The organism is Streptomyces sp. NPDC025806, assembly GCF_055558275.1.
Genome location: NZ_JBVHMU010000012.1, coordinates 16819 through 28758, shown reverse-complemented (window position 1 = coordinate 28758; position 11940 = coordinate 16819). Strand labels below are relative to the sequence as shown.

The following is an 11940-nucleotide window of genomic DNA, read 5'->3' as shown; positions in this document are numbered from 1 at the left end:
AGTGCGGAGGCGAGGATGAGTACGACCGCGGAACAGCCGGAAAGGGCGCTGGGCCACCCGGCGCCGATCGCGGACGACGGCCCCGGCGCGCAGTCGCTGCGCGGGGCGACGGGGGAGTCGGGCAGGGGTTCCCGAGGGGGCGCCGGGGAGGCCCGGGGGACCCGGGTGATCCACAACGAGGCGACCACCGAGATTCCCGTTCATCTGTTGTTCCGGGACGACCCCGACCCGGAGGCGGCGCCCGTGGCGGTGCGCACCGCCGTGGTCGGGAGCGGGACCGGGGGCGGGCGGCCCTCGCCGGTGCGGCCGCATCTGCGCACGCCCGTGCGGCCGGTGCCGGCCGTCGACCCGGAGCTCGCCGAGCGGACGGGCCGGACGCTGCCCGGCGCGCTCGGGGTGTTCGGCGGGGCGCTGGGCGCGGCCGGGACCGCGGTGTCGCTCGGCTGGGCCGGGGCGCTGCCGCGGATCATGACGGAGGTCGCCGGGCTGCCCGGGTACGAGGGCGTCGGGCTCGGCCCGGTGCAGTGGGCGGCGGTGGCCGGGTCCGGGGCACTCGCCCTGTTCGGGTTCGGCGGGCTCGCACGCGGGCGGGCCGGGCGCGCCTGGGTGCTCAGCCTGTGCGGCCGGTACCGGGGCAGCGTGCGCCGGACCGGTCTGATGTGGGTCAACCCGCTGCTGCTGCGGCGCCGGATCGACGTACGGCTGCGGCACTGGCGCAGCGAGCCGATGCCGGTGGTCGACGCGAACGGCACCGCGCTGCGCGTCGTCTGCCTCGTCGTCTGGCGGATCAGGGACACGGCGAAGGCGGCCCTCGGCGTCGAGGACCACGAGGAGTACCTGCGCGAGTGCGTGGAAGCGGGTCTGGCCCGCGTCCTGTCACAGCTGCCCGCCGACGCCTTCCACGAGGACGCCCCGACGCTGCGCAACGCCGAGGCCGTCGGCGACCTGCTCACGCGCCGGCTGGCGACGGACGCCGGGCCGGTCGGCATCGAGGTCTTCTCGGCGCAGCCGACCCGGATCGAGTACGCCCCCGAGGTGGCCGCGGCGATGCGCCGCCGCCGGGTCGCGGCGCTGGACGCCAAGCACCGGGACTCGGTGCTGTCCTCGGTCGTGGACTCGGTGGAGGACACGGTGACGCGGCTGACCACACGCGGTCTGGTCGAGCTGGACGACTACGAGCGCAAGGCGCTGGTGAAGGACCTGACCGTCGCGTTCTACACGGGACGGGGGGATTGACCTGCTCCTCGGGCTGAAGCCCGAGGATTTCTGGCCTTCCCGGCCGAAGTTTGTGCCGCTACGTGGCACGGGCTTCGGCCGGGAATCCGTGGCTTCCTGTTTCTTCGCGCTGTGCCGGGATTGCTCCCGGTCTTACCGGCGCTTCGCAGGCCGATGCCGCCAGTCCGGCGGCCGTTTTGATGTTGAGTGCGGCGTTGATGTCCCGGTCGTGGACGGTGCCGCAGGCGGTGCAGGACCAGTCCCGCACGTGCAGGGGTTTGGGTCCGTCCTTGACGCCGCACGTGGAGCAGGTCTGACTCGTCGGCTCGAACCGGCCGATCTTGACGAAGGTCCGTCCGTACCGCTCAGCTTTGTACTTCAGCATGGCGACGAACTGCGCCCATCCGGCGTCATGGACGGACTTGGCGAGCCGCGTACGTGCCAGTCCCGCTACCGACAGGTCCTCCATACCGATCCCTTGGTTCTCGGAGATCAGCCTCGTGGAGAGCTGGTGGTGGAACTCGCGGCGCGCATCGCGAACCTTCGCGTGGTCACGGGCGACCTTCAGGCGGGCCTTCTCGCGGTTCTTCGATCCCTTCTGCTTGCGGGACAGCTCCCGCTGGGCCTTCTTCAGCTTCTTCTCCGCACGGCGCAGGAAACGCGGGGAGTCGATCTTCTCGCCGGTGGACAGGACTGCGAAGTGGGTCAGCCCCAGGTCGATGCCGATGGCCTGGTCGCTTGCAGGCATCCGTGCCGCGTCGGCAGCCGGATCGGTGTCGATGACGAACGAGGCGAAGTACCGGCCGGCCGCGTCCTTGATCACGGTGACCGAGGTGGGGGTGGTGGGCAGGGTGCGGGACCATTTCACCTTCACCGCACCGACCTTCGGCAGCCTCAGCCGGTCGGCATCCGTGATGCTCCAGCAGGCATTGGTGGTGAAGCGGACCGACTGCCGCACGTCCTTACGAGACCTGAACCGTGGCCGCCCCACCTTCGGGCCCTTACGCGTGCCCTTGAGGGAGGCGAAGAAGTTGCGGTAGGCGGCCTCGGCGTCGCGCAGGGCCTGCTGGAGCACCACCGCGGACACCTCACCGAGTCACGACCGGTCAACCGTCCGCTTCGCCTCGGCGATCAGAGTCCGGGACAGCTCGGCAGCCGTCGGGTACGGCCGCCCGGTCTTACGTGCGTCCTCACGGGCACGGACGGCGTCGTTGAACACGACCCGCGCGCACCCGAACGCCTTTGCCAACGAAGCCTGTTGACCGGCGTCCGGGTACAACCGGAAGGCGTACCTGAGCTGCATGTGAAGATCGTAGAAACCAGCCACACCGACCGTCACCGGGAACGCTCGTTCCCTTACCCACCCATGCGGGTGGTGGCACTGTCCGGCCCGCCCCTGGAGGCGGGGGTTCCGGCAGTCATGGGTGGCTCTTCGATTGGTATGGACATGTTCAACTACCGCCCCTACATTGGGCGTTGGTCTAGACCTGAACGATCCAAGCATCGGACGACCGCTGTGCACGGCTACCGGAACTCCCCACACCCCCCAGGAGCGGCAGCATGCGAAAGAAGATCTACGCGGCCCTGCTCGGCCTGACCACCGCCGGGGCCTTCGCGCTCTCGGCCGGCGGCGCCAGCGGCCACGGCTACACGGACCTCCCCATCAGCCGGCAGAAGCTCTGCGCCAACGGCACCGTCACCGGCTGCGGCAACATCCAGTGGGAACCGCAGAGCGTCGAGGGCCCCAAGGGCTTCCCGGCCGCGGGCCCCGCCGACGGCCAGATCTGCTCGGCGAACCACGGCGAGTTCGCCGCGCTCAACGGCGCGAAGCAGCCCAACGGCCAGGCCTGGCCCACCACCAAGGTGACGGGCGGGCAGAGCTACACGTTCCGCTGGCAGTTCACCGCGCGGCACTCCACCACGGACTTCCGCTACTACATCACCAAGGACGGCTGGAACGACAGTCAGCCGCTCACCCGGGCGGCCCTGAACACCACCCCGTTCCTCACCGTCCCCTACAGCGGCCAGCCCCCGGCCACCCTCTCCCACTCGGGCGTCCTGCCGTCCGGCAAGTCGGGCCACCACGTGATCCTCGCGGTGTGGACCATCGCCGACACGTCCAACGCGTTCTACGCCTGCTCGGACGTCACGTTCTGACGGCGGGTTCTGAACGGAGGGTTCTGAGCTTTCCCTGAGGCGCCCCGCGCTCCGGCGCGGGTAGGTTCCTGTGCACGGCGCCGTGCACAGGAACTGTGCGGGGCAAGGGAGTTCGGGGGAGCTCATGCACGTGATGTTCTACGCGGTGCCGGCGTTCATCGCCTGCGTCGCCCTGTTCGCCGCGGCCACCGAGGTGCGCAGCACGTTCCGGATCGGCGCCGCCTGGCGGGGCGGACGCACGGCCGAGGCGCGCTGCCTGAGCACGTACGCGACGGTGGACCCGCACAGGGACGGGGACACCCGCACGACCACCACCCGGCACCACCTCTACGAGTTCAGGACCCGGGACGGACGCACCCTGCGCTTCGAGGAGAAGGGTGGCCCGGCGACGACCGTCGTGGGCGACGTGGTGATCGTCCACTACCGGGACAGTCATCCCGAGCAGGCGACCGCGCGCCCGCGCCGCCCCGTGCGGCTGGCCGCGCAGACGCTGGGGACGCTGCTGTTCATGGCCGTGGTGATCGGCTTCTGCGTATTCTTCGTGGCCGATCTGCCCACTGACGACTTCTGACACTTCCGAACCGGGGGCCCGCGGTCATGGACGGCTTTGTGTTCCACGTACTCTTCCCGCTGCTCATCGCCCTGGCGGTCTGGGCCGGCTGGGCCCTCGTACGGCGGGCGCGGGAGCGGCGGGCCGCCTGGCGGAGCGGGCTCACCGCGCAGGCACGGGTGGTCGACGCGTACCAGCGGGTGCAGATGGTCAACGGCGTGGCCCGGCGCATCCAGTGGCACGAGTACGAGTTCACCGACCAGGCCGGGCGGCCCGTGCAGTTCAAGGAGACGGGCGGTCCCGCGAGCCGGGGCGCGGGCGGCAGCACGCTGATCTACTACGCGGCCGAGGAGCCGGAGCGGGCCACCGCGTCAGAGCCGAGCCCCGGCAAGGACATGGCCGGCCTGGTCTTCGGGCTCGGGGTGTTCGGCGCCGGGGCCGTGATCCTGCTCAATGTGACCATCGAGTACTGGTGAGAAACGGTCGGCGCCCCTCCGGTCCGGGGCGTCGGACCTCTCCACATCTGACGTAGCGTCAATTACCGTTCGCCCGCATGGGATCCCTGAGGAACACCTTCGCGGAACTCGTCCAGGAGCGGTGGGAGGACCACCGGCCCGGCCTCGCCTACGAGGACCAGGTGCTCAGCCATCACCAGGTGGCCGCGGGCGCCGCGGCCCGCGCCGCGCTCCTGGGCGACCTGCTGCCCCGGGGCGCCGAGCCGCACGTCGGCGTGCTGCTCGACAACACCCCCGAGTTCCCGCAGTGGCTCGGCGCGGCGGCCCTCGCCGGAGCGGCCGTCGCCGGCATCAACCCCACCCGGCGCGGCGCCGAACTCGCCCGCGACATCACCCACACCGACTGCCGCGTCCTGGTCACCGACCGCTCCCGGCTGCCCCTGCTCGACGGCCTGAAACTGCCCGGCGTCCGCGTCCTGGTCACCGACACCGGCGCCTACGAGGAGATGCTCGCCCCGTACCGGGGCGCCGAGCCCGTCGCCGCCCGCCGGGTCGGGCCGGACGCGCGCATGCTGCTCTACTTCACCTCCGGCTCGACCGGCGCCCCCAAGGCCGCCATCTGCTCCCAGGGCCGGCTCGCCGCCGCGGGCCGCTCCCTCGTCGGCCACTTCGGCGTGCGCCGCGACGACGTGCACTACATCTGCATGCCCCTCTTCCACGGCAACGCGGTCATCGCCGACTGGGCCCCCGCCATGGCCGCGGGCGCGGGCGTCGCGCTGACCCGCCGCTTCTCGGCCTCCGGCTTCCTGGACGACGTACGCCGTTTCGGTGCCACCTACTTCACCTACGTCGGCCGGGCCGTGCAGTACCTCCTGGCCACCGAGGAACGCCCCGACGACCGGGACAACCCGCTCCGCGTCGGCTTCGGCACGGAGGCCGGGGCGGTGGACGCCGCCCGCTTCGAGGAACGCTTCGGGGTGCGGCTCGTCGAGGGCTACGGCTCCTCCGAGGGCGGCGCCTCCGTGTCCCGTACGCCCGACACCCCGCCCGGCGCCATCGGCCGGGCGTCCCCCGGGGACGACCTCGTGGTGCTCGACCCGGCGACGAAGCGGGAGTGCCCTCCGGCCGAGTTCGACGCGGGCGGGCGGCTCGTCAACGGCACGCAGGCGATCGGCGAGCTGGTCAACCGCGGGCGCTCGCCGTTCGAGGGCTACTGGCGCAACGACCGGGCGAACGCCGAGCGGGTGCGCGAGAACGGCTGGTACTGGACCGGCGACCTCTTCTACCGGGACGCCGACGGCTTCCTCTACTTCGCCGGACGCGACGACGACAAGATCCGCGTCGACAGCGAGAACCTCGCCCCCGCCATGATCGAGAACATCCTGGCCCGCTGGTCCGACGCCGCGGCCGTCGCCGTCTACGGCGTCCCGGACCCGGTCACCGGCGACCAGGTGATGGCCACCGTGGCCCCCCGCGACGGCGTCGCCTTCGACCCCCTGGCCTTCGGCGAGTTCCTGCTCACCCAGGGCGACCTCGGCACGAAGATGGCCCCCCGCTTCGTCCGCGTCGTGGAGCGGATGCCGGTGACCGCCACCAACAAGGTGCGCCGGGGCGAGCTGCGCCGCGAGGGCTTCTGGAGCAGTGGCGGAATCTGGTGGCGGCCGCCCGGCGAGGCCACGTACCGGCCGCTCACCGAGCAGAACCGCGACGAGCTGCTCGACGCCTACGAGCGCGGGGGCCGGAAGGGGCTTCTGGGGGCCTGAGGCCGGGGCCGCGCCTCAGTGCCGCAGCAGCCAGGCGACCCGGTCGAGGGACGCCGCGTGGTAGGCGACCAGGACCGCGGCGAGCACCAGGGCGGGCACCTGGGCGCCGGCCGCGTACAGGGCGGCGGCGCCGCCGAAGAACACGGCGAGCTCAAGGAGGAGCCGCAGTCCTCCTCGGGTGGCGACGACCGCGTCGCCGCTGCGGGACGCGTCCCCCGGCGTCGCGAAGACGCCCCAGGCGACCGCCACCAGGAGAGGCGCCGCGACCACCGCGACGTACCGCAGCGGACCGGGGGTGAGGTGCCAGGCCCCGTACCCGAAGCAGGCCAGCGCCGTCAGCTCCAGCACGAATCTGAGCCCGAGCATCGCCGGGCGGTAACCGAGCCCCGTCGCCATCCGCATCCTGCTCTCTTTTGAGGGTGCGCGGTCAAACGCGTCTACGGCGATCATGCTCGCTCGGGGCTGGTCACGACCACCCCTTTCAGCCATGTAGTATTTACCTCGTCAACCGGCGCCATTAGCTCAGTTGGTTAGAGCAGCGGACTCTTAATCCGCGTGTCCGGGGTTCGAGTCCCTGATGGCGCACCGACAGCAAGGCCCCTCGCGAGCAGCGGGGGGTCTTCGCTTTTGTGTCTGGGGTCGTCCGGCGCGGCACTCCGGCCGGGGGTCCGGGGGTTGCCCCCGGGGGATGCGGCATCCGCGTGTCCGGGGTTCGAGTCCCTGATGGCGCACCGACAGCAAGGCCCCTCGCAGCAGCGGGGGGCCTTCGCTTTTGTGTCTGTACCCGGGGCGGGTGGGTCAGATTGCGAGGGAGAGGAGGACCGGGGCCGCGCCCTTGTTGAGCTGGTCCGCCGCGCGGTGCAGGCGGTGTGCGTGCTCGACCGGGAGGGAGAGGGCCAGGCAGCCGACGGCCGAGCCCGCCGTGATCGGCACCGCGGCGCAGACCGTGCCGACCGCGTACTCCTGGAGGTCCAGGACCGGGACGGTCGGGGGCTGGGCGGCGAGGCGGGAGAGCAGCACCTTCTCGTTGGTGATCGTGCGGGAGGTGAGGCGGGCCATCTTGTGCCGGGAGAGGTGGTCGCGCCGGCCGTTGAGGTCGAGCTGCCCGAGCAGGCTCTTGCCGACCGCGCTGGCGTGCGCGGAGACCCGGAAGTCCACCCACTCGTTGACCGCGGGGGTCTCGGGGCCGGCCGCGTACTGGGTGACGCGGACCTCGCCGTCGATGTACCGGCTGAGATAGACGGCCGCGCCGACACAGTCCCGCAGCTCGTCGAGCGTGTGCTGGAGCTTGGCGGTCAGGGCGTCCTCGCGGCCCTCGGCGACGGTCAGCCGGTCCAGGGTGGCGCCCGGGACGTACGCTCCGTCGGCGGTCTGCTGGACGTACCCCTCGCGGCGCAGCATCCGCAGCAGCGTGGTCAGCTGGTCCGCGGGCAGCCCCGTGACGCGGCCCAGCTCGGTGTCGGTGATGCCGACCCCGCGCCGGGAGACCGTCTCCAGGATGCGCAGCGCACGCTGCACCGACCGGTGCGGCTGGTACGACGACGCGTCCTGCTCGTGCTTCAGCGCCACGGCATCCCCCTGTATGGAACCGTTCCGGACAGCTGGGCTCCGTCCACGATAGCCGTCAAACACCCCGAACGGGGCGGCTGTTGGGGAGATAGATGGCAGAAGGGTGGTGCGTTCCGTGCCTCTCAGCAGGAACGCACCACCCTGGCATATGCCCATGTCATGCCACGAGGGCTGCGCGGCTGGTCACAGCACCGCGCTCAAGAACTCCCGGGTGCGCTCGTGCTCGGGCTCGCTGAAGATCTTCTCCGGCGAACCGGATTCGATGACCCGTCCCGCGTCGAACATCAGTACCTGGTCCGAGATGTCCCGGGCGAAACTCATCTCGTGGGTCACGCACAGCATCGTGATGTCGGTGGTGTGCGCGATGTCCCTGAGCACGTCGAGGACGCCCGCGACCAGCTCCGGGTCGAGCGCCGACGTCACCTCGTCGAGCAGCAGCACCTGGGGCCGCATGGCCAGCGCCCGCGCGATCGCGACGCGCTGCTGCTGACCGCCCGACAGCTGCGTCGGGTACGCGTCGCAGCGGTCGCCGAGCCCCACCATGTCGAGCAGCTCGCGGGCCCGCTCCTCCGCCTCGTCCTTGGACAGGCCGAGCACGGTGACCGGCGCCTCCGTGATGTTCCTGAGCACCTTCATGTTCGGGAACAGGTTGAACTGCTGGAAGACCATGCCGATCTTCTTGCGGACCTCACGGACGTGCTTCTCGCCCGCCGGCACGAGCTTGCCGTTCTTCTGCTCGTGCGTGAGGTACTCGCCGCCCACCTTGATCGTGCCCTCGTCGGGCTTGATCAGGGTCATCAGCAACCGCAGGATCGTCGTCTTGCCGGAGCCGGACGGGCCGATCAGCGTCACGTGCTTGCCGGACGCCACCGAGAAGTCCAGCTCGTCGAGGACGGTGTTGCCGCCGAACCGCTTCACGACCTTGTCGAAGCGGATCAGCTCGCTGCCGTCCACCTTGGGATTGGGCTGGTCCTTGGGGAGGTTCGGGTCAGCGGACAAGACGGCGCTCCAGAGCTCGGAGAAGAAGGGAGGACGGGTAGGCGATGAGGATGAAGGCGACACCGACGACGGTCAGGGCCTCCGTGTACTGGAACGTCTGCGCGGCTTCGAGCCGCGCGCGCTGCAGCATCTCCAGGACACCGATCGCCGCGAGCAGCGGAGTGTCCTTGAGCATCGCGATCACGTAGTTGCCGAGCGCGGGCACCACCCGGCGGATGGCCTGCGGCAGGATCACCGCGGTCCACGTCCTGCGGTACGGCAGGCTCAGCGCCCGGGCGGCCTCCCACTGGCCCACCGGGACGGCCTCGATACCGGCCCGGTACACCTGCGCGGTGTACGTCGAGTAGTGCAGACCGAGCGCGAGGACACCCGTCGTCAGCGCCGACGCCTGCACCCCCCACTCCGGCAGCACGAAAAAGAAGAAGAACAGCTGGACCAGGAGCGGGGTGTTGCGGATGAACTCCGTGAAGGCCCCGACCGGCCAGCGTACGAAACGCGTCGGCGCGCGCAGGGCGAGCGCCCAGACCAGACCCAGGCTGAACGAGATCAGCGAGCCGAGCACGAGGGCCTGCAGCGTGACGAGAACGCCGTCCCAGAAGGTCGGCATGAAGTCGGCGACGGCCGACCAGTCCCAGGAGGACGCGGCGGTGACGATCATGCGCCGCCACCTCCCGCGCTGGTCGGGACCTGCGAGACCTGAGTCGTCTGGCGGAGGTTGAGCTTGCTCATGATTCCGTTCCCGGCCGCCGGACGCTGGCCGATGCCGGCCTTGGCCTTGCGCTCCACGGCGCGCATCACCCGCGTGAGCAGGAACGCGATGACGAAGTAGATGACGAGCGTCAGCAGGTAGATCTCCGCGCTCTCCGTCGTCGCGAGCCGCACCAGGTTCGCGGCGAACGACACATCGCCGATACCGAGCAGGGACACCAGGGCGGTGCCCTTCATCAGCTCGACCAGCAGGTTGGAGAACGGCGGGATCATCTCCGGCACCGCCTGCGGCAGCAGGATCAGCCGCATCCGTTGCCACGGCGTGAAGCTCAGCGCCACGCCCGCCTCACGCTGCGCGGGCGCCACCGCGTTCAGGGCGCCGCGCACGATCTCCGAGCCGTACGCCCCGTAGGACAGGGACAGTGCCAGCACGGCCGCCCACATCGGGACCAGCGACCAGCCCGCGAGCTGCGGCAGCACGAAGAAGATCCAGAACATGAGGATCAGGGCGGACGTGCCCCGGAAGACCTCGGTGTAGAACCCGGCGACGAACCGTACGATCCACAGTCGGTGCGTGCGCGCCATGCCGACGCCGAACGCGACGACCGCCGCGAGCAGAGCGCTGTACACGGTCAGCTGGATCGTGATCCAGATCCCGGGGAGTACCCAGTGTTCCCACAGTCCGCTGGTCATCGGCACAGCTCCTCGGCGGTCAGGTTCGTCATCTCCGCCTTCGTGAAGCCGAACGGCTGGAGAATCCTGAACAGTTCGCCGCTCTTCTTCATCTTGTGGATCTCGACGTTGAAGGCGTCCCGCAGCTTCGTGTCGGTCGGCCGGAACGTGAAGCCGCCGCCGTCGACGTGCTTCTTCCCGTCCACCAGCGGCGCGAACGGCTCGGTGTGCTCGGCCTTGCGGCTCTTCTTGGTGACCTCGCGGGTGGTCAGGGCGGTCCCGGCGAACACGTCGATGCGGCCCGCCTCCACGGCGTTCAGACCGGCCACCTGATCCTGGAGGATCACGATGTCGGACTCCTTGTAGCCCGCGTCGACCGCGTACTGGATCTCCGCGTACCCGGTGCCCGTACCGAACTTGGCCTTGGCCTTCACGACGTCGGCGTAGTCGTGCAGGTTCATCGGGTTGCCCTTGCGGACGATGAACGAGTCCAGCATCTGGTACTCGGGGTCCGCGAAGATGACCTGCTGACAGCGCTCCTTGTTGATGTACATCCCGGCCGACACGACGTCGAACTGCTGGGTGTTCAGACCGGGGATCAGCGAGGCGAAGTCCGTCGCCACCGGCTGGACGCTGTCCACGCCGAGCCGTTTGAAGATGACCTTGGCCAGCTCCACCGCCTCGCCCGTGAACTCGCCCGCGTCGTTGATGTACCCGTAGGGCACCTCACCGGCGATGCCCAGGCGGACGGTGCCCGCCCCCTGGAGCCGTGCGAGCGTGTCGCCGTTCGGCACCCGGCTGCAGCCGGCGGCGCCGATCGCGCCGAGCGCGCCGAGCGCTCCCGCGCCGGCGAGCAGTGATCGTCTGCGGATGATCCGTTTCCCGTGCGTTCGTTTCTCTGTAGGTGGAGCCATGGGCGCGCGGCTACCCGACTCGACTCAACCTATGCCGATCAATTCCCGCCTTCCCCCGCCGGGGCGACACGCGGTTGGGCCGGGGGGAGGCGTACTTGACCCACGGGGGTGAACGGGGCCGACCATGGGACGTATGGCTACGACGCAGGACGCAAAGGACAGCACCGCCGCCGCCCGGTACCTGGAGGTCTCGCTGGTCAAGCGGGGCGTCACCTGCCGGGCGAAGCTCCTCGACGACCGGGCGCCGCTCACGTGTGCGGCGGTGTGGGACGCGCTGCCGCTCGTCTCCGACGTCTACCACGCCAAATACGCCCGCAACGAGATCTACGCCCTGTTCCCCGCCTTCGCCGAGCAGGAGCCGCCGCTCGAGAACCCGACCGTCACGCCCATCCCCGGCGACCTCTGCTACTTCTCCTTCAACGGGACGCAGTTGGGGTCGCAGTCCTACGGGTACGGGTCCGGGGCCTCGCTCCAGGCCGGCACCCCCGTGATCGACCTGGCCCTCTTCTACGAGCGCAACAACCTGCTCCTGAACGGGGACGTCGGCTGGGTCCCCGGCATCGTCTGGGGGCAGATCGTGGACGGCCTCGACGCCATGGCCGAGGCCTGCCAGGACCTCTGGCGCAACGGAGCCTCCGGCGAATCCCTGTCCTTCCGCCGCGCCTGATCGATTCCCCGGGCCGGGGGTGTGCGGTGGGGGCGGCCGGGTGCCGTGCCGCCAGGTTGCTCCTGCGGTTCCCGGCGCCATCGCGCCGATTCCGTAACCCGCGACGGTGGCACCCCCAGGGGCTCCGCCCCCGCCCCCGCTCCTCAATCGCCGGAGGGGCTTGATCTTCGGCTCTCCCGCCGCGGGGGCTGGTCGCGCAGTTCCCCGCGCCCCTGGAGATGCGCACTTCGTGCGCGATCTCCGTCGGGCGGTCACCCGTCGGGGAAATGCG

General features: G+C 70.6%; 12 protein-coding genes, 1 tRNA gene and 1 pseudogene. 7 read left to right on the top strand and 7 right to left on the bottom strand.

Features of this window, described 5'->3' with window-relative positions; genetic code table 11:
• Positions 1–15 precede the first annotated feature (15 nt).
• On the top strand, positions 16–1236 hold the full coding sequence (locus tag ACZ4E1_RS26150; RefSeq protein WP_467543331.1) for an SPFH domain-containing protein: 1221 nt from the start codon (positions 16–18) through the stop codon (positions 1234–1236).
• 58 nt (positions 1237–1294) lie between these two features.
• On the opposite strand, the pseudogene ACZ4E1_RS26145 reads toward ACZ4E1_RS26150, so the two are convergent.
• Positions 1295–2518: pseudogene (locus tag ACZ4E1_RS26145) on the bottom strand (RNA-guided endonuclease InsQ/TnpB family protein).
• 257 nt (positions 2519–2775) lie between these two features.
• On the opposite strand from ACZ4E1_RS26145, the gene ACZ4E1_RS26140 reads away from it, so the two are divergent.
• The 4 genes from ACZ4E1_RS26140 (at position 2776) to ACZ4E1_RS26125 (ending at position 6140) form a co-directional block, all read left to right on the top strand.
• On the top strand, positions 2776–3372 hold the full coding sequence (locus ACZ4E1_RS26140) for a lytic polysaccharide monooxygenase auxiliary activity family 9 protein (RefSeq protein ID WP_467543328.1): 597 nt from the start codon (positions 2776–2778) through the stop codon (positions 3370–3372).
• Between the two features lie 124 nt (positions 3373–3496).
• Complete coding sequence (locus tag ACZ4E1_RS26135) at positions 3497–3943, top strand: DUF3592 domain-containing protein (protein ID WP_467543325.1); 447 nt, start codon at positions 3497–3499, stop codon at positions 3941–3943.
• A 38-nt stretch (positions 3944–3981) separates the two neighbouring features.
• Positions 3982–4398, top strand: a complete 417-nt coding sequence (locus ACZ4E1_RS26130) for a hypothetical protein (RefSeq protein ID WP_467543323.1) — start codon at positions 3982–3984, stop codon at positions 4396–4398.
• 77 nt (positions 4399–4475) lie between these two features.
• Complete coding sequence (locus ACZ4E1_RS26125) at positions 4476–6140, top strand: long-chain-fatty-acid--CoA ligase (RefSeq protein WP_467543321.1); 1665 nt, start codon at positions 4476–4478, stop codon at positions 6138–6140.
• A gap of 15 nt (positions 6141–6155) precedes the next feature.
• Here ACZ4E1_RS26125 and ACZ4E1_RS26120 read toward each other — a convergent pair whose 3' ends face one another.
• Positions 6156–6542 (bottom strand): YrdB family protein, encoded by a 387-nt coding sequence (locus ACZ4E1_RS26120; protein ID WP_467543318.1) that lies wholly within the window; start codon positions 6540–6542, stop codon positions 6156–6158.
• A 109-nt stretch (positions 6543–6651) separates the two neighbouring features.
• Between ACZ4E1_RS26120 and ACZ4E1_RS26115 the strand changes: the two genes are divergently transcribed.
• A tRNA-Lys gene (locus tag ACZ4E1_RS26115) sits at positions 6652–6725 on the top strand.
• A 213-nt stretch (positions 6726–6938) separates the two neighbouring features.
• On the opposite strand, the gene ACZ4E1_RS26110 is transcribed toward ACZ4E1_RS26115, so the two are convergent.
• From ACZ4E1_RS26110 to ehuB, 5 genes are all read right to left on the bottom strand, one after another.
• The gene (locus tag ACZ4E1_RS26110) at positions 6939–7709 is read right to left on the bottom strand and encodes an IclR family transcriptional regulator (RefSeq protein WP_467543316.1); all 771 of its coding nucleotides are present in this window, start codon (positions 7707–7709) and stop codon (positions 6939–6941) included.
• Between the two features lie 183 nt (positions 7710–7892).
• Complete coding sequence (gene ehuA, locus ACZ4E1_RS26105; protein WP_467543849.1) at positions 7893–8663, bottom strand: ectoine/hydroxyectoine ABC transporter ATP-binding protein EhuA; 771 nt, start codon at positions 8661–8663, stop codon at positions 7893–7895.
• A gap of 34 nt (positions 8664–8697) precedes the next feature.
• Positions 8698–9366, bottom strand: coding sequence for an ectoine/hydroxyectoine ABC transporter permease subunit EhuD (gene ehuD, locus ACZ4E1_RS26100; protein WP_467543313.1), 669 nt, complete (start codon positions 9364–9366; stop codon positions 8698–8700).
• Positions 9363–10109: an ectoine/hydroxyectoine ABC transporter permease subunit EhuC gene (ehuC, locus tag ACZ4E1_RS26095; protein ID WP_467543311.1), complete on the bottom strand. Its 747-nt coding sequence runs from the start codon at positions 10107–10109 to the stop codon at positions 9363–9365. The genes ehuD and ehuC overlap by 4 nt, the downstream gene beginning before the upstream one ends.
• Positions 10106–11002 (bottom strand): ectoine/hydroxyectoine ABC transporter substrate-binding protein EhuB, encoded by an 897-nt coding sequence (gene ehuB / locus ACZ4E1_RS26090; RefSeq protein WP_467543308.1) that lies wholly within the window; start codon positions 11000–11002, stop codon positions 10106–10108. Before ehuB ends, ehuC begins: the two co-directional genes overlap by 4 nt.
• Positions 11003–11135: 133 nt before the next feature.
• Here ehuB and ACZ4E1_RS26085 point away from each other — a divergent pair, with 133 nt between their 5' ends.
• Positions 11136–11669 (top strand): DUF3830 family protein, encoded by a 534-nt coding sequence (locus ACZ4E1_RS26085; protein ID WP_467543306.1) that lies wholly within the window; start codon positions 11136–11138, stop codon positions 11667–11669.
• The last annotated feature ends 271 nt before the right edge of the window (positions 11670–11940 follow it).